General features: G+C 42.7%; 19 protein-coding genes. 10 read left to right on the top strand and 9 right to left on the bottom strand.

From position 1 onward, the window contains the following. Positions 1-344: 344 nt before the first annotated feature. From KCG35_RS18275 to KCG35_RS18290, 4 genes are all read left to right on the top strand, one after another. Positions 345-782 (top strand): MORN repeat-containing protein, encoded by a 438-nt coding sequence (locus KCG35_RS18275; RefSeq protein WP_215821242.1) that lies wholly within the window; start codon positions 345-347, stop codon positions 780-782. A gap of 52 nt (positions 783-834) precedes the next feature. Then, complete coding sequence (locus KCG35_RS18280) at positions 835-1,062, top strand: hypothetical protein (protein WP_215821243.1); 228 nt, start codon at positions 835-837, stop codon at positions 1,060-1,062. Positions 1,063-1,280: 218 nt separating this feature from the next. Continuing rightward, complete coding sequence (locus KCG35_RS18285; RefSeq protein WP_215821244.1) at positions 1,281-1,610, top strand: hypothetical protein; 330 nt, start codon at positions 1,281-1,283, stop codon at positions 1,608-1,610. Between the two features lie 434 nt (positions 1,611-2,044). Next, the gene (locus KCG35_RS18290) at positions 2,045-2,872 is read left to right on the top strand and encodes an SDR family oxidoreductase (RefSeq protein ID WP_215821245.1); all 828 of its coding nucleotides are present in this window, start codon (positions 2,045-2,047) and stop codon (positions 2,870-2,872) included. A 178-nt stretch (positions 2,873-3,050) separates the two neighbouring features. Here the strand turns inward: KCG35_RS18290 and KCG35_RS18295 are convergent, their stop codons facing one another. Beyond that, complete coding sequence (locus tag KCG35_RS18295) at positions 3,051-3,734, bottom strand: substrate-binding periplasmic protein (RefSeq protein WP_215821246.1); 684 nt, start codon at positions 3,732-3,734, stop codon at positions 3,051-3,053. A 409-nt stretch (positions 3,735-4,143) separates the two neighbouring features. On the opposite strand from KCG35_RS18295, the gene KCG35_RS18300 reads away from it, so the two are divergent. Continuing rightward, the gene (locus KCG35_RS18300; RefSeq protein WP_215821247.1) at positions 4,144-4,308 is read left to right on the top strand and encodes a hypothetical protein; all 165 of its coding nucleotides are present in this window, start codon (positions 4,144-4,146) and stop codon (positions 4,306-4,308) included. A gap of 210 nt (positions 4,309-4,518) precedes the next feature. Here KCG35_RS18300 and KCG35_RS18305 read toward each other — a convergent pair whose 3' ends face one another. Beyond that, entirely contained in the window at positions 4,519-7,053 is a 2,535-nt protein-coding gene (locus tag KCG35_RS18305; RefSeq protein ID WP_215821248.1) for an ABC transporter ATP-binding protein, read from the bottom strand. Positions 7,054-7,450: 397 nt separating this feature from the next. Here KCG35_RS18305 and KCG35_RS18310 point away from each other — a divergent pair, with 397 nt between their 5' ends. From KCG35_RS18310 to KCG35_RS18320, 3 genes are read left to right on the top strand one after another with little or no spacing between them, the layout of a single operon-like run. Further along, complete coding sequence (locus KCG35_RS18310) at positions 7,451-8,674, top strand: glycosyltransferase family 4 protein (protein ID WP_230409251.1); 1,224 nt, start codon at positions 7,451-7,453, stop codon at positions 8,672-8,674. After that, on the top strand, positions 8,671-9,843 hold the full coding sequence (locus KCG35_RS18315; RefSeq protein WP_215821249.1) for a glycosyltransferase family 4 protein: 1,173 nt from the start codon (positions 8,671-8,673) through the stop codon (positions 9,841-9,843). Before KCG35_RS18310 ends, KCG35_RS18315 begins: the two co-directional genes overlap by 4 nt. Then, positions 9,843-10,478, top strand: coding sequence for a histidine phosphatase family protein (locus tag KCG35_RS18320; protein ID WP_215821250.1), 636 nt, complete (start codon positions 9,843-9,845; stop codon positions 10,476-10,478). The genes KCG35_RS18315 and KCG35_RS18320 overlap by 1 nt, the downstream gene beginning before the upstream one ends. 15 nt (positions 10,479-10,493) lie before the next feature. Here KCG35_RS18320 and KCG35_RS18325 read toward each other — a convergent pair whose 3' ends face one another. The 4 genes from KCG35_RS18325 to KCG35_RS18340 form a co-directional block, all read right to left on the bottom strand. Further along, complete coding sequence (locus KCG35_RS18325; protein ID WP_215821251.1) at positions 10,494-11,285, bottom strand: polysaccharide deacetylase family protein; 792 nt, start codon at positions 11,283-11,285, stop codon at positions 10,494-10,496. Further along, entirely contained in the window at positions 11,269-12,459 is a 1,191-nt protein-coding gene (locus KCG35_RS18330) for a glycosyltransferase family protein (RefSeq protein WP_215821252.1), read from the bottom strand. Before KCG35_RS18330 ends, KCG35_RS18325 begins: the two co-directional genes overlap by 17 nt. Beyond that, positions 12,459-13,673, bottom strand: coding sequence for a glycosyltransferase family protein (locus tag KCG35_RS18335; RefSeq protein WP_215821253.1), 1,215 nt, complete (start codon positions 13,671-13,673; stop codon positions 12,459-12,461). The genes KCG35_RS18330 and KCG35_RS18335 overlap by 1 nt, the downstream gene beginning before the upstream one ends. A 160-nt stretch (positions 13,674-13,833) precedes the next feature. After that, on the bottom strand, positions 13,834-15,102 hold the full coding sequence (locus KCG35_RS18340) for an adenylate/guanylate cyclase domain-containing protein (protein ID WP_215821254.1): 1,269 nt from the start codon (positions 15,100-15,102) through the stop codon (positions 13,834-13,836). 171 nt (positions 15,103-15,273) lie between these two features. Between KCG35_RS18340 and KCG35_RS18345 the strand changes: the two genes are divergently transcribed. Then, the gene (locus KCG35_RS18345) at positions 15,274-16,629 is read left to right on the top strand and encodes an adenylate/guanylate cyclase domain-containing protein (protein WP_215821255.1); all 1,356 of its coding nucleotides are present in this window, start codon (positions 15,274-15,276) and stop codon (positions 16,627-16,629) included. Positions 16,630-16,642: 13 nt separating this feature from the next. Here KCG35_RS18345 and KCG35_RS18350 read toward each other — a convergent pair whose 3' ends face one another. Both KCG35_RS18350 and KCG35_RS18355 read right to left on the bottom strand, forming a co-directional pair. Continuing rightward, positions 16,643-17,293 (bottom strand): HD domain-containing protein, encoded by a 651-nt coding sequence (locus KCG35_RS18350; protein ID WP_215821256.1) that lies wholly within the window; start codon positions 17,291-17,293, stop codon positions 16,643-16,645. Between the two features lie 30 nt (positions 17,294-17,323). Next, a complete protein-coding gene (locus tag KCG35_RS18355; RefSeq protein WP_215821257.1) occupies positions 17,324-17,797 on the bottom strand; it encodes a cyclic nucleotide-binding domain-containing protein in 474 nt (157 codons plus the stop codon). 314 nt (positions 17,798-18,111) lie between these two features. On the opposite strand from KCG35_RS18355, the gene KCG35_RS18360 reads away from it, so the two are divergent. Continuing rightward, positions 18,112-19,551 carry an aldehyde dehydrogenase family protein gene (locus tag KCG35_RS18360; RefSeq protein ID WP_215821258.1) on the top strand — a complete coding sequence of 480 codons (1,440 nt, stop codon included), beginning with the start codon at positions 18,112-18,114 and terminating at the stop codon, positions 19,549-19,551. An 80-nt stretch (positions 19,552-19,631) separates the two neighbouring features. Here the strand turns inward: KCG35_RS18360 and KCG35_RS18365 are convergent, their stop codons facing one another. Then, entirely contained in the window at positions 19,632-21,284 is a 1,653-nt protein-coding gene (locus KCG35_RS18365) for an electron transfer flavoprotein-ubiquinone oxidoreductase (protein WP_215821259.1), read from the bottom strand. Positions 21,285-21,805: the final 521 nt, after the last annotated feature.

Below are 21,805 nucleotides of genomic sequence, written 5' to 3' on the forward strand. Positions count from 1 at the left end.
TACTACCCCCCAACCACTTCATCCATCCAGGCTACTGAATTGAATGATGTACCCATAAAAATATTTTCAGTAAAAAAGATTGAAAATGGAAACGTTCTAGTAAAATGGAGCTATTCGATAGACTGTAAAGCATGTTCATATAAATGTACTAAATTCAAATTTAACGACAGGAGTTGACAGTTGGTATCGGATTAATCGTCAAGCCACTGCTAGTCAGATTAGAACTGTTACCTAGCCAGTCAGCTTACTGAATGGCAGTGTCTAAAGCTTACAAAGAAACTGTGGTTTTACGGGTGTTTTTTATTAATAGTTAAAAAAATATTATTTTAAGCGTGTTAATACTAATGATAAAGAGAAAATTATTTTATTTGGCATTAATGATTGGTTGTGCTGAAGCTAAAACTCCAAATGCATCAGAAATATGTAGAGAAAATTACAAAGATCCTGATGGTGATATTGGCTTTTATATAGGTGAGTGCAACGATTCAGTTCCGTTTGGTCAAGGAGTGATTGAATACTCAGATGGCGATACCTACGCTGGCGCTTATAAATCTGGTTACCGACATGGATACGGAGTATATACATGGCCTAGTGGAGATAGATATGTTGGTTATTGGAATTATGATAACAAGCATGGCAAGGGTACATACTATTTTGAAGATGGAACAATTATGAGTGGAGAGTTTAAGGACGACAAATTATGGCAGGGGTGGATTTACATGAGAGATAAGCCTGCTTGTAGAGTAGATGAAGGTAGTTCCAAGTGCGTGAATATACACTAAAACTTACTTTAGTGTGGGGCAAAATTTAATCAGGAAAGAGTAAGGTGAAGTTATGCGTGAAATTTTAACAGGAATAGCATTCTTTTTGACATTATGGGCAATGTACAAACTGCTATTCAGCGACAAAGACGAACTTATTGAATGCATAAAGTTTTGGTTTACTCCCGATATAATTAGCATGTTTCGCGGAAATTATTGGGAAGATCATTGGGCAGAATTTAAAATATTTATTTGGTTAGGTAGTGCGACGGTAGTCGCTTATGGCGTGTATCATTTATAAATCCATATCTGCGTCATAGAGAAATGTACACGCTCTCAATTAAGTAAGAGCAGATGTCTAACTAGTCACTTTTGGTTAACTACTCCACCAAAATAGCCAATAACTCCGCTGGATGGTGCATTTGTCGAATAGCGTGAGACCTGAAGAGTTGATAAAATCAAGACAGTTTAAAGTTTCCTAATAAATGAAAAAACGTTGAGTAGTGTTAAGTGAGAAATATGAAGAAATATATCGTTGCATTATTAACTATGTTAACAGTGTCTAATGCTTATTCAATTGGTCATGTCAGCAAAGCAAAAGTTACTCAAATACGAGTAGATGGAAACGGAAGAGTTATGGTTTATTTCAACAAACCTATAGAAGGAACTCCAGCCACATGCGTGCATAATGCTTATAAGAACGCATTAGGAGTTGATGCAGGAACTGAGGGTGGGAAAGCTGTATTAACTAAAGCTAGTGGATCACTGGTAACTGCTTATGGGCTTGGTGTATGTGGTATTTATGGAGGAAATACCATAGAAACATGGAACTATGGACATATTCTTTAATATCTGACTCAAATAAGAGAAGAGTTGGTTTATGAGCCAACTCATTAAGTGCTCTATAACCCAAAAAATAGTCGATCCCCCTAATTACCAGCTATTTTTCTAAGGAGAGGTTGACGGAGAGGAGGCGTACTGAGAATACAACGGTTTATGAGCTGAAAGTTTTTGTGTCTGAATCTAGTTAAGAGGTTTAACCCTGCTAGTCTGCTAAGGTTAAACCTGCTGAGCTTAAACAACAAGATTTTCAATCTATTTCAAAAAAATTATATCTTCGTGCAATGTTTTTTTTTACGTCAGTCTTTTTTTGCAGTACAAAAGTAACCGTTGCTAGGCTGGTATGGTCTGCGTCTTTTGGTGCGTTAAACCAAAAGTGTTGTACTACAAGCTGTGTATTATTACCCTTGGTATCTTAATGAAAACCAAAGGTAGTTAAGACTATGCCTCAAAAATCCATTCTAATAACAGGGTGTTCGTCGGGAATTGGTCTACATGCAGCGCATACGTTGAAAGAACGTGGATATCGTGTTTTCGCAACCGCAAGAAAGCAAGTCGATGTTGATGCACTCATTGACAAAGGACTGGAGAGTATTAGGCTCGATCTAGATGAGCAACATTCGATCGAACAAGCACTTGAGGAAATTCTGCAACGAACCAGTGGTACCCTAGACTTTTTATTTAACAATGGCGCTTACGGCCAACCAGGTGCAATTGAAGACTTACCAACAGAGGTATTACGCCAACAGTTTGAATCAAATGTCTTTGGCTGGCATCACCTAACACGAAAAGTACTTAAGGTTATGCGTCAACAAGGCCATGGCAGGATTGTTCAAAACAGTTCAGTTTTGGGGATTGTTTGTATGCCTTATCGAGGTGCCTATAACGCGTCAAAATTCGCAATTGAAGGGTTAACAGATACACTTCGTCTTGAATTGAAAGGCTCACCCATAGAGATTTCACTGATTGAGCCAGGACCAATTATTTCTCAGTTTCGAGCCAATGCTGCGGCAAAGTTTAAGCAAAATATTGATTGGCAAACGAGTAAACACTTTGAAAGCTATAAAGCTCAACTTGATCGACTGGAAAAGGCCGAAGTAACGACACCATTTACTTTGGGTCCCGAGGAGGTGACCGCAAAGCTTATACATGCGTTAGAAAGCAAAAACCCTAAAGCTCGTTACCGAGTGACTTTTCCAACCCATTTATTTGCCTTATTAAAAAGGCTGTTAACCACACATGTTCTAGATCGATTATTAGTTAAAGGGTAAAATTTACGTCTACCAAAAGCATTGTGACAGCCCGTTACTGCTGACAGGCTAATTATCATCCCAACTCTTTTGGTGCTTGGTAACCTAGACTCATCATCGACGACTATGACTGTACGTTTTCATGATTAATCGATTATAGAAGTCACTCGAGGTGATTATGAGGTATTAAAAATATACTTTACAAATACTTAAGGAGAATATCTTCCATCATTGACTTACCAATCTTACCAGGTGTGTTTTTTAACATATCAATCCCTGTTTGCAATAGCTCAACAGCCGTAGGATTAGAGCGCAAATTAAAGGCAAAAAAATCTTTGTATACACCCAGTACTTTTACTACCTCAAAATCTGCTCTATCATATCCATGCTTACGTAGAATCCACCAAGCAGAATGATCAGAGTATGCCCACATATCAATCCGACCTTTTGACAGCATATGAGCAAGGTGATCAGGTAACCTTGCAAATCTAAACCTATCCTCACTAATGCCAGACTTAGATGCCAACAAAAAACTAATATCATCACGAATTGCACCAATTACCCACTTATTTAAATCATAATTATTGATAGTAATATTGGATGTTTTTTTCGCGATCAATACATTCTTTGCCTCAACAAAAGGTCCCGCCCATAAGAAAAGTGCTTCCCTTTCTTTATTTTTAGCAATCGTAAATAGCACAGTATCTTTTTTTTCTTTGGTCATTTTATAGGCTCTAGCCCAAGGTAACACTCTTATATCACTACGATGAACAGGGCAATCAACCATTTTTGAGGAAGCTATTAGTACATCAACACCTATACCTACTAGTTTGTCATTTGAAATATAATTGTAGGGAGGGTATTCTTCAGTGATATAATGCATTTTTTTTAATGGGCATCCGAAGCACAAATTACATGATAAGAGTAATATAAGGAACTTTTTTCCATTAATCATGCTGTTGCCCTAAATTGACCTTCTGCATATATCCATCGAAAATAATTTTTATATGCACCCTTATAGCTTGACTATTCAAGAAAGTAGAAATTCAGATGAAAAAATAATTAACAACCTTATTCCTACAGTCATTTATTATATTAATTTTAGCCGTAGATATTCCCCAACAACATCTTGATTATAGATGAGTGATAGCCTATTCCGCGAATAGTTTTAAAAACCCAAAAAGAACAATTACTCCACATCCCAACACATATACCCATAATGAAGGGGGTTAGGGGCTAGCCTGATCAGGGCAATTGCATATAAAAATAGTTCGTGATAAATATAGATAACGATGATCGTAGATCAAGCTATTAATGAGTATGAAAAGTTTATTTTTTCTCCTGGTCCTCCAGAGCGGATTATCAAGATTGCTGGAGAGGATATAGCAAATATTGTAGACAAATGTACCAATAAAATTATTTATTATACAGAGCAACTGAAGGGTATCTCTTGTTAAAATATGAACAGATAGGTTAATGGCTCATACACAGTCTAAAAATCAACCGATAGCCCTACTTATCTACGAGAAGTTATTAATTAACCAGTTTCCGTATAGCCCAACATTCATGGGCCTCTCAAAATCATCAACAGAGTTATCCACCATTTATGTGGATAACTCATTGATTTAACAAAAACAAATCCTATCCATGCTAATGAGTTCAGTTAATTATTCGACTCCCCCCATTAGCAAAGCTTGAAAAGCCTGGCTATTATCTTTTAACTTTGTATATTCACCCTGATCAACGACATGTCCTTTCTCCATAACTAACACATAATCAAAAGCCGATGTCTGTTCTATTCGTCCCAGTATCCAACATACCCCTTGGCCTTTCATCCGTTTTAAGACACAGTGAATGATATGCCGCTCAGCACCAAGGTCTAGTACACTGGTGGCTTGGTTAACAATTAGAAAACTTGGTTTTTTCAGTAATGCTCGAACAAGTGCCAGCTTTTGTCGTGTTGCCACTGATAAACGAGAACCCGAAGTACCTACAGAAAAATCCAGTCCGTAACACATAATTTGTGTACGCAGCTCATACTCCCTCACCAGCTCATCAATACGCTGACTGATTTCTGTTTGAGCACGCGCCTGTCCGTAAACAATTTTGCCAAATAAAATATTTTCCTGCAGCGTTAGCGCAGCATTATATTCATTTGCATCATACAACTGTAAATCATGTGCTTCCTTTTGCAGTGCAAGAAATAGCTTTTTGCGCACCAACAATAATTTGGTTTTTCGGCTTTCCGTTAGTAGTCCCAAACGATGACGTGCTGGCACTAGTTGAAATAATAAGACTAACAGCATTTCCTGTTGCGCTAAGGGCAACTTCATCAATGAATCCAAACTGGTTTTTGTTAGCAATTGCTTATATTCAGGTAATTCTTCTGATTTAATGAAACTAAAACGCTCAAACAAGTCACTACCAGGTTCCACATCGGCGAACAATTCCACCATGATTTTTGCCAGCTCATACCCAACACGGAGCGCTTCCCCCATTAAATCAACTTCTTTTAAAGACTGATGAATCAAGGGATGACGAGCCAGTTTGTTAAAATCCAAAGAAATAGTGCGTGATGAACCAAATAAGAGGTTTTCCGCCACAGACAGATTCTCGTTGTATTTATCCCAATCAAAAAACTCAACTAAATCATCCATCTCAGCAGCATGGAGAGAAGCTCGCAGCGCATGGCGCAACTCAAGTACCTCAGCAGCTAAATCAGGGTCTCGCTCAGGATCAATATAACTCTGCAAACCATAGTGATAGACATCATCTTGTAGCTGAACTTCTGCCAGCAGCTCCATAACATCATTTTCAACCTGGTACTGACAGCTTGTGTTCTCAGAAGCAAATTCAGGGTCTACGCCATAATAAAGGTTTTCCCGGATTGTACCGGCGAAAAAATGTGCATGAGCACCAACATACGCCACATGCTTACTTAGCGTGCGCTCATTGAGCAGTTGAATATTTTGACCCGCAAGCTCTATACGACCAGTTTTCGGTTGTAACAGGCGGGATAACAACTTAGCCAATTCTGTTTTACCACTGCCTTCAGGTCCAACAATGGCCGTATGTTGTTGTGGCAGTAACTCAATACTGAGATTATTGACAATGTTGACATTACTGTACTCAGCATAACTGACATTACGTGCAGTCAAAGAAAGTTGCTCAACTGGTAACAACTCTGCTTTCCCTGTTTGTAACGCCTCAGGTAATAAGCCTTCAGGATGAAACTGCTCTATAATTTGTTCATATTTTATTCGCACATCTTCTTTCGTTTGATAGAACTTCAACAGCTCCTTCCAGGGCGCATCTAAGTCCTGATACGCAGAGAGCACAGCAATTAAAGCCCCTAACGATAACTCCCCCTTAATGACGTAATAACCACCGGCAGAGTAAAAGAAAAAGGGCGTGACTTTTGACAAGAAGTTATTCAGAAATTTAATAAAAAACTTCAGCTTGTAGATACGCAAACGAATCATAAAGATATGTTGCACACGCTCAAGTACATTACTTCGTTCCCGTTCCGCAACCCCAAAAGCATGGATCTCCTGAATTCCAGCAATACTGTCACCCACCCGATCACCTAAACGTCGTGCCGCAAGTACTCGTTGCTTACCTAACTGATTTACTTTGGCTTGTAATTTGGGAATTACCCACATTTGAAAAGGGTATAATGCAACAGCTGCCACCCCTAACAGTGCATCCTGGTTAAAAATAAAGAACAAATACGTTAACAATAATCCGCCTTGAAAGGCGGGTAGGGCAAAAGCCTCACCAATAAAACCTCCCAACGGTTCAGTTTCAGCCGTGACGATGGGAATAATTTCACCTTGTGAGACTTTTTTAAAATGTGGAATAGGGAAACGTAAAATACGACTGAAGAGTTCAAGGCGCAGGTCTCGCAACATGCGTTCACCAACTATACCGCGATAAACATTCAATACATACTTAATCGCCCCATTGATCACCACTAATAGCAAAAATAACCCACTTAAAAAAAACAAATAATCAAACTGGTCTAGCGGATATCCCATAATAGTATCAGGAATATTTTTGCCATTAATTGCACTATTAATAATATGCTTAGGAACCTCTAATGAGGCATAGACAATAGGAAAAGAAACCAACGTTAACAACAGAATGAGAACTTGATCCTTCAGGGTGTGCTTGAGAATGTAACGATAAATTGATGGCTCCATGCGATACCCATTCAAGGTAAAAAAAGAGAGATCTTGTTATGTTATACCTTTCATGATGGGTATAACTATACCAGTAGCAGGCTAGCTCAATTTATTTAAAAAATGCTTACGTCACTGCTAATGGCCAACACTTGACTTATAAACCACCTAATACGAGGTGTCTATAAACAAACATCACCATCGAAATCAACCAGATAGACATGGTATAATATTCAGCCTTTAGGCTTGTTAATAGTTTAATCCTTGACCACAAGAGCACGCAGCACAAAGGTGTTATTTATTGTTTGTTTATGTAAGCAACACCTTTGATACCGTTAGCTTCAGCCAAATACTCATAGGCAAGCACAAGTCAGATAATGAATTAAATGTTGTATTCATCTGTTATTGAGGTAATCGTTTGACAAAATCAATTGCATTGGTTTTGAAGGGGTATCCACGTTTATCAGAAACATTTATTGCACAAGAAATTCATGCTTTGGAACAGCAAGGATTTGCAATTACCCTGATTTCATTACGCCATCCTACTGATCACACAGTACACCCCATTCACCGTGAAATAAAAGCACCTGTTGTGTATCTTCCGGAGTACCTGCATCATGAGCCTATGCGGGTTATTCGCAGCTTATGGACACAACTGTTCCGTCCACGCTTTTGGTCAACGCTGCGCCTCTGGTGGCAGGATTTTCGCCGAGATCCAACCCGTAACCGCATCCGTAGACTTGGACAGTCCTGGGTACTTGCCACTGAGCTGTCCCCAGATACTCAACAACTGTACGCCCATTTTATTCATACTCCCGGCTCAGTAACACGTTATACCAGTCACTTGACGGGCATTCCATGGTCTGCTTCTGCACACGCCAAAGATATCTGGACGACCCCATCCTGGGATTTAACGGATAAACTGGAAGACATGGCTTGGCTGACGACCTGCACCCAGAGCAACCAACATTACTTACAAAGTCTGACCTCACAACCCGATAAAGTGATGTTGGTCTATCACGGCTTGGACTTTAACCGTTTTCCCATCATACCTGAGCCACGCGAAACACCGCCTTCTACTCAGGTACAAATTCTCTCTGTTGGCCGTGCCGTCCCTAAAAAAGGCTATGATGTAATTTTAGAAGCACTGGCAAAACTGCCACCTTCATTATCTTGGCACTTTACGCATATTGGCCAGGGGCCAGAGTTATCCAAGTTACAACTCCAGGCAGAGCAACTTGGCATTGCAGACAAAATCACCTGGCAAGGTGCACAGTCACAACAAATGGTACTAAATCAATACCGCCAAGCAGATATTTTTATTCTTGGTAGTCGCATCACTGAAGATGGCGACCGTGATGGCTTGCCTAACGTGTTGATGGAAGCGCAAAGCCAACACGTTGCCTGCATGGCCACTGCAATTTCTGGTATTCCAGAACTTATCATCGATAAGCAAACCGGGATCTTAGTTCCACCAGAAGATGTCAGTGCCACAAGCCAAGCACTGCAACAATTGATCACCCAGCCTGAATGGCGACAAGCACTGGCCGAAGCAGGGTATAAACGCGTCACAACCCACTTTAATCTACAACAAGGGATTGCAACATTAGCCAATTGCTTTACTGGCTCTTGTAAACAATGAGCACACTATCAGTTAACAACCCTGTAGCATTTTATGCTCCACTCAAAGCACCCACTTACCCGACACCTTCTGGAGACCAAAAGATTGCCCAGCACTTCTGGCAATGCCTGGAACTTTGTGGGTGGACACCTGTATTAGCCAGTCAGCTCCGAAGTTTCAGCAGGCATGGCGAACTAAAACATCAAAAACGTCTGGCACGATTGGGCAAGTGGCAGGCCAACAAACTCATCAAGCACTATTTACGCCTACCAAAAGTGCAGCGGCCAACATTCTGGTTTACCTATCACCTCTATCATAAAGCCCCTGACTGGCTTGGGCCGCGTGTCAGTCAAGCACTCAACATTCCCTATGTAATTGCAGAAGCGTCTGTGTCTGAAAAACAACTTCATGGACCTTGGCGATATAACTTTAGAGCAACACTTGCTGCTCTTCACCAGGCTAATGCGGTTATCAGTCTTAATCCAAAAGACCTAACAGGTATTCAGCCATACTGCCAGGCGACTGACGTGTGCCATTATCTTCCTCCGTTTATGGCACTACCTGAACAAGCAGACCTTCCCCAATCAACCATTCGCCAACAACTTGCCCAACAATACGGTATTCCAGAAAATCAACCTTGGCTATTGTCAGTGGCGATGGTTCGCCCTGGTGACAAACTCGCCTCCTATCGTTATCTCTTGAACTGCTTGCAATCATTACAAAACGTACCCTGGCAATGGATTATTATTGGTGAGGGGCAAGCCCTCAACCAGCTTAAGAAAGAGGCTAATACGTTAGGAACTCGTATACACTGGCTGGGTAAATTTGAAACAACACAGATTACCCCTTGGCTACAGACTTGTGATCTGATGGCTTGGCCCGCCATTAATGAGGCTTTGGGTATGGCTATTTTAGAAGCACAAATGTATGGCTTACCGGTGATCACTGGTGCAACACCAGGTGTTTGTAGCTTGTTTTCAGATACCCCCACACAGCGTGGTGGATTAATAATCCCTCAACAACAACCTGAAAACTTCAAACATGGGGTATATGAACTACTGACTCAACCCAAACTACGACAGCAATTAAGTCAGCAGGCTCAACAATGGAGCCATCAACACCATAGCCTCTTCGCTGCAGCACAACAACTTAAGCAGTGGTTAACACCGCTGATAGGAAACCCAGATTAATGCTCACGATTTATTGTTTACGTCATGGCACGACCCTGTGGAATCAACAACGCCGTATTCAGGGACGTCAAGACACACACTTGCTGCCAGAGGAAGTATCACGGCTACAACACCTTAAACTATCACCAGCCTGGAAACAGCTACGCTGGTATAGCAGCCCGCTCATGCGTGCTCAGCAAACAGCTCAAGCGCTTGGTATAACCTACCAAATTCTTGAACCATGGCAGGAAATGGACTGGGGTCACTGGGAAGGACAGACCTTAACAAACTTACGCCAACAGCACCCTAATGAACTCCAGTATCAAGAGCAGCGTGGCATTCATTTACACCCCACTCAAGGCGAAAGCCCTTACCAAGTATTGCAGCGAATTACTCAGTGGGCGGTACAAGAGAATGCCCAACAATCAGCACATATTCCAAAGGTTATCGTCACCCATAAAGGTGTCATTCGTCCCTTACTCGCGGCGGCCACTGGATGGCTGATGCTAGACAAGTATCCTACTCGCTTAAATTGGCAGCGTGCACATAACTTCACCTGGAGTCCAACTCAGGGCTGGCAGCTGAAGTCTTTAAACATGTCACTTTCTCACCCGCCACAGGACATCCAGAAGGGTGTTGCAAACGAAGAAAAATAGTTTTGCGGGAGCCTCCTAGCGGCGAGTAGGAGAAAATAAAGCCATAGGTGACTGCCAGTGGATCGTTACCTGTTCTTCAATCCAAGGTAGGAAAGTATTTAAAAACAACCAACACTTTTCATCATGTGCCAGATGATGCGTCATTAAGCCAATAGGGATAGGCGATTCACTGGGTAATGTTGAAGCACGTTGTTGTTGTAAAACCCGTAGCCATTGACCCAGAACTTGCCCAGTTCCGGCAAATTGCCGCGTTCGCCAATTAATAATATCAATATGTACATTGGCAACTTTGAGCCCAGGTACCCCACTTTGGGGGCCTAGCCCAGACCACCCCCAGTATCCCCAGGCAGGTAAGTGAACCAGCAAATCACTGCGCATTCGATTCCAGGGAGGAACCAGAACAGGCAAAAACTGATCACCGAATAATCCCGCTAAATAGGTAGCACCACTTTGTAGCTCTTTAGCGATTGCTGCTAATGGCCTATCCTCATCAAGCTCACACTTTTTACGGGTTGGAGGAGCATAGTTTTTATGACGATAACCATGCTGTAAAACCCAGCAGCTAGGTTCTGACTGTAAACGCCGAGCAAGGCTATTGGTTGCACCTGCAGGAATAGCGGCTAAAGCCAATGTGCTACTGTACTGCTGGCGATTAATTTTGAGTAGACGGTCAAGTTCTGGTGTATAGGTTTGAACATCATCATCCCGCCACCAAAGAGGGACCCCGCCAAATTGTTGCTGCCATTTTTCCAGCTCAATGGTCAGTGCTCGCCAAAGTGCTGGAGCTTCATCAAGCAGACTCGTCATTCAGCCACCGTTTGATAATGTTCACTGTTTGCCATTGCCCACCCAGGGTAATGGGAGAAGGCGATACCTTGGGATTTAAACTGACTGCCTTATCGATACACTCAGCCAATGCCTGGGGAGAAAGCTGTTCAGCTTGCACATAGTAACAACAGCCTATAGCCGATAACCGTTGTGCCCGAAAAAGCTGCTCCGTTTCTTCTGTATTGGCAAAAGGTAAAAGTAATGCAGGACACTGCGCGACTAACACATCCATCACGGTATTATAGCCAGCCTGTGAGATAGACAGGCCAGCAGAGGCTAACAGGGATACAAAATCGTCCCTTAACCCCTCAACCTTAATGCCGCCAAGTGCCATATCTTTATTAGCCGCAGAGAGCGCTTGACGAAGTCTGTTGCTACTCCGAGGTCCCAGTAAAAAGCGCCATGTCCAATGGGCAACTGTCGAGTAGGGACGTGCGGCTAAGAGCGCCATCATCATTTGTTCAGCCACTGCACTACTGCCTGCGGATACGACAACTTCCTGCCGAGGTTCGGCACTCGTTAAAGTAGCTATCTCAGGCGTCAGAGTATCCAACTCAGGTCCGACATAGCCCGTATAGTAAAGCAGTGAAGTAATTCGGGCCGCTGCCGGAAAGGTATCTTGTAGACGGATAAACTGTTCATCTCCATGAACCAGCACCGCATCAAAGTACTGCTCTAGCTGATGAATAACCCAATCTTGTCGTTGCGGCTCACGCACAAATTTATCCACCAAAATATCCCGCAACGAGCACATAATTTTACAAGCCCCTTGGGCTTTTAATGCAGCTAGAATAGGCGTTAGCTCATGCCTGAATGCCCTGCGACCAAAAGGATACATTTCAACCAAGAAAACATCCGGCGATGTTTTCTTGATTGTGTCCATCAATACCTGTTGTCGCTGCTGCCAATAACTTGCTGATACTGGCTGACCATCTACAGTCACCAGCTCACTGAATGATGCATCAGGCACTTTTATTGGAGGCAGTTGGACCCAGTCACAGCCAGTAAACAAAGACTGACTTGTCCGCTCACCACCTGCCACAATAGTGACCTTAAAACCTGACTGAAGGCAGGCAGCCGCAATACGGGCTAACCGATACAAATGACCAACTCCCAGTAGATGCTGGCAATACATCATAATATGCTGAGGCATTACTCCTCCGCCTCGTTGGAATATTCCAACCTATCCTCACCCAGCAATTTAAGAAATCGCTCAGCGATCCAATCCAGCCCAGTCAGCAGCCCATTGATTTGATCTTCAGTCAGTGGTGATTGATAAGACAGTTGCTGTAAAGCCTGAACCATGCGTGCTGTTGAGCCACCTTCATCAGGATCCAGTACAGACACTAGTCCTAATGCCTCAGCTTGTTTAGCACGAATAAACTGTTCTAAACGAGGTTTTTTACGTGGCACCAGCAGTGAAGGTTTGCGAAGCGATAAAATTTCACAAAATGTGTTGTATCCCCCCATAGCTACAACTGCTTTGGCATTGGCCATGAGGGCTTCAATGTGCCGGTCAAACGTATGAATAGTGACTTGGGCTAAGCCTGCTGCACGATGTTCAAACTGCTCACGCTCTGCAGCCCCCATAAAAGGCCCAAGAATAATGACCGCAGCAAAGGGAAGGGAAGTTAAGGATTCATAAGCCCGTAAGACCCAATCAACTAACTCAACGCCATCCCCACCCCCTCCAGGAGTCACCAGAATATAATGATCTGGTAGTGTACTAACATCCAGCTCCGCCGCTTTAGGGACATGACGTGCCAGATAACCTGTAAAATACAAATGTGGCTCTATAGGCTCAGGGAAATTAAGACCTGTTAAAGGGCTCCCCATTGAGGCAGGGCCATAGACCCAAATATCATCGTACAAATCAAGTAACTTAGGAGGAATGCCTTTTTGCTGCCACTCCTTTGCTAACCACTGCGGATCATCCATCACATCACGTAATCCTAAGACCGTCTTAACACCAATTTCTCGAAGTGCACGCAACGTTGGCTCTACCTCACCTTTAAGCCCTAATGGCTCTTTATCCACCAGAAAGATATCTGGCTGAAAACTGAGAGCGGTATGTTGAATAATTGCTTTACGAATATCCAACGTCTGCTGTATATCAATATGCAATCCAAGTGATGTGTATTCACCATTATAAAGTTTAATCACACCCGGGATGCGTACGTAGTCAACTCTGGCTCTAAACTCAAAGCGGCCAATAATCGGTGAGCCTGAAATAATCAAAACTGACAGACCTTTAAAGCGCTTCACCAACGCGTGGGCAATCGTTCTACAGCGTCGTAAGTGCCCTAAGCCATATGTGTCATGACTATAAATCAACAGACGTGCATTGTTCAGTCTAACCTGAGCCATGGACCCTCTCAGTGATTATGCGTATACCGCCATTTAAACATCATCCGCAGTATACCCTTCGCATTGGGTATGTATTCACGATTTCTTAGAGCTAATATAATGCCTTTGCAACACAGCCTGGTGCAATAAAGCTACTAGTCTCTTATAGAAAAACAGCAAACTATAATGCAACACCCGGCGTATTGGTAGGGTGTTGATCTTGAAGAAATTGTTGAAGAGTATGAATTTGTAGAGGCTCAGCTACACCTCGAACACTATAACTACCAAGAAAAACGGTTGGCTCAGCCACATTAGCTGCAAATTCTGCCGTTAATAACAAGTCGACACCCAAAGACTTCGTCAGTTCTTCAAGTCGGGCAGTCCGATTAACGGCGGGTCCCATAACGGTGAAATCCAAGCGAGATAATGATCCAACATTACCATAAACCACTTCGCCTACATGGAGTCCCACACCAAACTCCAATACGGGTAGCCCCCGTGCAACTAAGTCTTTATTAAGCTGTTGTAGCTGATTATTGGCATCAATTGCTGCCTGTAATACGGCTGAACAGGCCTTATCAACTGACCCCAGCGCTTCAGTCGTAAATACAATCAACATCGCATCACCAATAAAACGTAACACTTCACCACCACGTCGAGTGACTGCATTAGTCACCACTTCAAAATAAGTATTCACCAGTTGCAGCATGGGCTCTGTCGACAAAGACTCCGTTAATTCAGTAAAATTGCGCAAATCACTGTACCAAAGTGCACACTCAATCAGTTCTGAATCACCTCGCTTAACCCGACCTTTCAATATTTTCTGACCTGTTCTGGGACCAACATAGGTATTTAATAACGATCGAATAATACTACGCGCAGAAAAGACTTCGAGCACTGGAAGTAGATATAACAATAAAGCCCGCCATTTTTTTAAATCATCTACAGAAAAACCCTCCAGGTTGTCACTGGCAATGATAAATGCATTCACTGACTGATCAGAAAACAGCAATGGAAAGGCAACATAGTCAGTCACTCCCTGAGCTTTAAGCTCTTTTAACACGGCGTGGGCATGCTCAGGTAGTTCACCTGTAAGTGTATAATGCACCATTCGACCATGCTCACGTACTTCTTCAATAGGACTACCGCGATAAGAAGGGGTACTGTCTATCCCATGAGCAGGGGCAAACACCTCGATCTCGTCTTGTTCTCGCCACCAGGTATAAGCACGCCCAGTGATTTCAGGATCAATGGTATTAAGGGTTATCCGGATGCGCGCCACATCTGCCCCAGCTCTTAGCAAATGTGCTGCTAAACACTTTAAGAAGAGGGCTGGGTCGGTAATAGCTCGGCCTGAAGTCAACAGCCAGCTTACTGTTTCAGAGATACACCAGCCTTCAAACCCACCCCACAACACCTCTTGCCATATTTCATGTTTATTTGATGCCACAGACGTTGACTCATTTTTTGTTGAATAATGTGTCTCTTTACTAACCCTATTAAGTCTTAGTCCCCTCATGCATCATAATCCAGTCAGGGGCTACACTTTTTACAGGCAATTCATAATGCTTGCTAAAAGGCCACAACGTTATCACTCGCGGATTAACCTGAGGAATGGTCATTGTACATACCCCATATCCGACAACTTCCTAAACGCATTCTTTTCGCTGTTAGGCAACAGCAAGCTGAAAGTGAGCGTGTTATTGCCTGGGTAGAAATTGTTATTGTGTTACTCTTTATCCTGCTCTATAGCAGCTCGCCGAAAACATTTACCCGTCAGCACAGTATTTTTAACCTTAATGAGTGGCAAAGTGGCTGCTGTTCATTATGGGAGCTTATTCAGTCAGAGCCTGTCCCCTGGGCACTGGGCGTCTACTTAATTTTTTCAGCTATTCGCATAATGTTAGTTTATCGCCTCCCCAGTCGTAACTGGCATGCTTATCTGGCGATTTTTATGGATTTCACACTGCTCTACAGCTTAATCTGGAGCTTTCATATTCAGTATATGCAACCTGCAGCTTTTTATTTAAAAGCACCCACCATGTTGTATGTTTTTATATTTATAGCTATCCGCGCTTTACGCTTTGAGCGACGATTTGTTTTGTTCTCAGGCCTTTGTGCTACTGTAGGCTGGCTCTTACTGATGCTGTACGCGCTATACCACGACCCAACCCAGAACCTGATGACCCGTAACTATGTTGAATACCTGACCTCTAATACTATTTTAGTCGGTGCTGAGTTGGACAAAATTATCTCCATAGGCTGTGTCACATTGATCCTGGCCATTGCAATAGGGCGTGGTCGCCATCTATTAATTGAAGCGGTTTTTGAAAGTAGTACCGTTGAAGACTTGTCTCGATTTGTCCCAGAAACGGTTGTAAAAAATATTTCAACCAGTGAGGAGCGTTTACAAGCGGGTAATGGTGAAGTCAAAGAAGCAACCCTACTGTTCACGGATATCGAAGGGTTCACCAGCCTTAGTGAACACCTACCTCCAGAACAACTCATTCAAGTGTTAAATGACTACTTCAGTATTATTGCTGAACCTATAAAACGCTATGGAGGCACCATTAACCAGTTTCAAGGCGATGCCATTCTCGCATCATTCAATATTCCCATTACTGCAGCAACTCATGCAGCCAATGCCATTCATGCAGCACTTGCTATTCCTGAGAAGCTCACCATTAGCGACACGATGTTACGAACCCGCATTGGTATTAATACGGGACGGGTAGTGGGTGGCTTGGTAGGCACTGCTGAACGATTGACCTATACCGTACATGGAGAGGCCGTCAACCTTGCGGCCCGGCTTGAAGCGTTGAACAAAGACTACGGCTCCAGACTTCTAGTTACCGAGTCAACACGACAGGCTGCAGGTGAAGAAACATTTGAGTATCAACGGGTAGATAAGATCAAAGCCAGAGGATTAACACATAGCACTGAAATTTATACGGTTAAACCGAAGCAAGCCTCATAAACAAATAATGGATTTAAGGTGCAGTTTGCGCTTGTAAATTCAACTTGCCTTGCTTTACCTCACGAATAAAACGTTCAAGGTTATACTTAGCCTGTTTTCCATAGCGTTTTTCGAAATAATCCGTATAAAAAAAATGAGGTCTTTTTAATAAGACAGAGAAAAAGGCAAGTTGACGCTGATAGTATTCACTGTCACAAAGAGGACTTTCTGCACGAACATTCATCGTATCGTGGAGAAACTCAGGCCAGGGTAGGGCAATGCTGGATAAATCAATATCCACAATAAAGCGGCCATCATGGCTTTTGGGGGGAGCCTTATGCGTGGTATCCATAATCAACTGGCGAACTTTACCATTATAAAGCTCACTTAAACGCTTGCAGCTACACTCACTAAAATACTCAGAGCTTTGCAGTTCATTATCCTGCGCTCCACACTCATAGATCACATCATGAAACCATAATGCGAGTTCTACCGCATCCGGATCATCCAGATCATCTCTGACCTTATCAAACTGTTCTAAACAAAAAATAATATGCTCTGCTGAGTGATAATGCCGCTCAATAGAGTCATAGTAAGAATAAAGCCGATTGAAAATTGCCTCCGCTTCATCATGGTCAGAGTCAACCACCCGGCGCCATAAATCAACAAACCGCTCTCGATTCATGCACACTCCCTCAAGAATCGCCTACCTTTACTATTGTAGTAGCTGTACCTGTAGGATTTCATATTGATGCTGAGCTTCTGCAATTTTACGACTAAGTTGACGCATAACATCCAGTGCAACATCTGGGTTTTCCGTCAACAGTTTCAAAAACAAGTCAGAGCTTATTTTCAGCATTTGCACAGGACCTTTCGCGCGAATCGTAGCTGAACGAGGCTGATTAGTAATCACTGCCATTTCACCAATCAGGGCATTTTTACCTCGGACCGCATTAACGACTTCCCCAGCCGACGTATGTGAAACTACTTCCACCTCACCCGACATGACAACATAAGCACCATCAGGTGATTCACTTTGGTGAAAAATAATTTCCTTATCCCGGTAGCATAATGCTTCACTGGTGAATGCCAATAGCCTGAGCTTGTTCTTATCCAGCTTGGCAAACATTGGCACGTGACTAAGCAGTTCAACTTCCTCATTGATATCCACGTGCAAACCCTCAATCATTATTTTTCTCATCAGTGCTCAATGCAACAATAACCCAATATCTACAACCCTCGCAAGCACCACCCCCCTACGTATATAAGGATATACGTCACTTAACAACATAACCTAATTTTATTGACGCTACTTTAAGCACGAACAGCAACGCACTCAGAAATTTAATAAAATAAACAACCTTTAAAACAAGCTATAACAAATAGTGTGCGATATTAAGTAGGAAAAAGGTATGATGAGATACTATTAATAGACAATAGATTATGTATTTATAGCCACAGCGAAGGATTTATTGATGGCTGGCATTACAAGGAATACATCGAATGGATCAGGATATCCTCTTACAAACTTATAGCCCCATCGACAATACCCTTTATGTCGAGCGTCCTTTCGCAGAGTCTCGTCAGATAAGTGCTATTGTAAATCGTCTTCAAACAGCCCAACAAGCGTGGCGATCATTATCTTTACCTGAAAAAATTCAGCTTTGTGCTGCGGCACTTAAACGATTACAAAGTCAACAGCACGAAATTGCTGAAGAACTTTGCTGGCAAATAGGCCGTCCCATTACTCATGCTGCGGAGGAAATTAGATCATTTGCAGAACAGTGTAGCTATTTGTTACAAATTGCTGAAGAGTCATTAGCGCCACTGCCAATTTCAAGTGATTCCACACTCATACGCTATATCAAGCGTATCCCTTTGGGTACAGTTTTCATTATCAGTGGCTGCCATTACCCTTACTTAAGTTTGGCCAATACACTCATTCCCGCATTACTCGCAGGAAACACTGTGCTACTTCGCCACTCCCATCAGTCACCTTTATGCGCTGAGCGTCTGGTTGCTGCATTTAAGGAGGAGGGGATGCCTGATGGTGTACTGGAATACCTCCACATCACCACAGCCCAAACCCGTGAGCTGATTGCCTCAAAGCAAATTGATTATGTCAGTTACACCGACCAGTATGGTGTTAATCCCGCCATCAGCCAACAATTGGTCACCTCTGCAAAACCCTGTTACATTGAACTAAGTGGGAAAGACCCTGCTTACATACGGCATGATGCGGATCTAAATTACACTATACCTCAGGTCATGGATGGCGCATTTTACAACGCAGGACAGTCTAACTGTGCTGTTGAGCGCATTTATGTTCATCATACGCTGTACAGTGCTGTACAAGAGAAAGTCAGCCGCTGGATAAAACAGTTGGTTTTAGATCGTCCCAACTTACCTGAAACAACCCTTGGACCACTCGTCAATCAAGCCGCCGCTAATCATGTCCGAAACCAACTCAAACAGGCGTTAAAACAAGGCGCAACGCCCTTAATAGACCCGAATCACTTCAAAAATGCCCCCCCTCACTCACCTTATGTTGCCCCTCAAGTACTGACCAATGTAAACCAAAGTATGGCCATCATGCAGCTGCCCACTCAAGGCCCACTCGTAACCATTACCCCAGTAAACTATGATGCCGAAGCAATTGCTTTAATGAACGACTGTCAGTTTGGTTGCTCTGCAGGGATTTTCACTGAAGATATTGAGTCTGTTGAGCTGATTGGAGAGCGATTAAATACGGGGACTATTTATATGAACCGCTGTGACCTGATTGATCCTGCATTAAGTTGGCAAGGCTGTAAGCAGTCTGGTATAGGCTCGTCTTTATCACGAACTGGCTTTGACCAACTGACACGACCAAAGTCTTTTTATTTACAGGCATCCAGTGGCAGCAAAACCAGTGATCACTGGATGCTTAAAGTTGCAAATTAGGTGGGCAGGGGATGTACCCTTTAAACAGACTGCTCTAGCCTGTTTAAAGGGATAGCATTATTTATATTACGGCAGGTGATTTACATATTGGGATAATTAGGGCCACCACCAGCTTCAGGCGTTACCCATGTAATATTTTGCGCAGGATCTTTAATATCACAGGTTTTACAATGCACACAGTTTTGCGCATTGATTTGAAACTCTGTCTCACCTTGCTCATTTTCAACCACTTCATAAACACCTGCAGGACAGTAACGCTGTGCGGGCTCAGCATATTTCGGCAGGTTATCACTGATTGGAATGGACATATCAGCCAACTGTAAATGACATGGCTGGTTTTCCTCGTGGTTAGTAAAGGATAAGTAAACAGAACTTAATTTATCAAAGGTCAGTGTGTTATCTGGTTTAGGATAATCTAGTGGTTTAGCATCCGCTGCAGGGATTAGGGTTGCATGATCAGGCGTGGTGTCTTTCAACGTAAAAGGCCACTTACCACGCATAATATTTAAATCAAAAAAAGCAAATGCAGCACCGACAATATTACCAAATTTATGCATCGCCGGACCGAAGTTACGTTGCTCATGCAGCTCATCATGTAACCATGAAGCATTAAAAGCACGCTCATAATCATCCAGTGTATCGCCTTGCCGACCTTGACCAATCGCAGCAAATACAGCTTCTGCTGCCAACATGCCTGATTTCATTGCTGTGTGGGTACCTTTAATCTTGGCATAGTTCAAGGTACCCGCATCACAACCAATCAACACTCCACCAGGAAATACCATTTTGGGTAATGCTTGGGGTCCACCTTTAGTTATAGCCCGAGCCCCATAAGAGACACGCTTACCACCTTCTAAATATTGCCGAATTACTGGATGCAATTTATGACGTTGAAACTCATCAAAGGGGCTGACATAGGGGTTGCGATAGCAAAGGTCGGTGATCAACCCCAGCGCAACTTGATTATTTTCAAGATGATACAGAAAGGTCCCTCCCAAACTGTCTGACTCTTTAAGCGGCCAACCCGTCGTATGTACCACTAACCCAGGCTCATGCTTTTCTGCAGGAATATCCCATAGTTCTTTAATACCAATGCCATAATGTTGCGGGGTCCTACCTTTATCAAGGGTATATTTAGCAATAAGTGCTTTTCCTAGATGCCCCCGACACCCTTCAGCAAACAACGTATATTTTGCTTTCAGCTCCATCCCTGGCATATAGCTGTCTTTATGTTGGCCATCGCTACCCACCCCCATATCACCCGTAATCACCCCCTGCACATGACCTTGCGCATCATAAAGCACTTCTGCTGCAGCAAAACCAGGAAAAATTTCAACCCCCAAGTTTTCTGCCTGCTCAGCCAACCAACGACAAAGGTTACCCAGGCTAACAATGTAATTTCCTTCATTATGCATGGGGCGTGGTACTAAAACATTGGGTATTTTTATTCCCTTTTCTTCATTGGGCAGGACATAAATGTCATCTCGCAATACTTTCGTATTAAGAGGGGCGCCACGTTGGGCCCAGTCAGGAAATAACTCATCCAGTGCCGTGCTTTCAATAACAGCACCAGACAGAATATGAGCTCCCACTTCAGAGCCTTTTTCTACTACACAAACAGTGATTTCCCGCTCTTGTTGCTGAGCTAACTGCATTAGTCGACAGGCGGAAGATAATCCTGCTGGACCTGCACCTACAATAACAACATCGAATTCCATCGACTCTCGTTGCACGGCTTATCTCCTCTAAGTAGGCGATTTAAGTAACTCGCTGTATTTATATGTTTATTAAAATGTTGCTTATGAATACGTTTTTGTTTATTGCTTTTTTGCATTATTGTGAATGGGCTATGTGTCGTATAACCTGACATAAAACGATCACTTACCCAAACATTTACAGCAGACCAGTCCAATGATGTGAAAAAATATCTTTTTTTCGCATTTTAAACACTTGTTTGATTTTTGTCTAATAAGTGCGTAATTTATGCCAACCAGCATGCGACCTTGTATAACAGTACTGTTCACCTGTGTATTGGCTATTTTTTCATGATTATTAATCCAGCAGTGTAAATCACGGCCTAAGGATATAAATGAGTAATGAGAAATAACCTAGCCAATATGACATGAAAACCATGTTAGTGTTAACTTGACCTGTTGTAGGTTAACGTTCAAGATACAGCAGATTACATGTACTACTGTCGTATTTTAAAAGAATGAATTCCGCCAGGGATACTTGGTGGTGGCATTAATAAACA

The sequence above is a fragment of the Zooshikella harenae genome (genome assembly GCF_018837975.1).
GTDB lineage: Bacteria > Pseudomonadota > Gammaproteobacteria > Pseudomonadales > Zooshikellaceae > Zooshikella > Zooshikella harenae.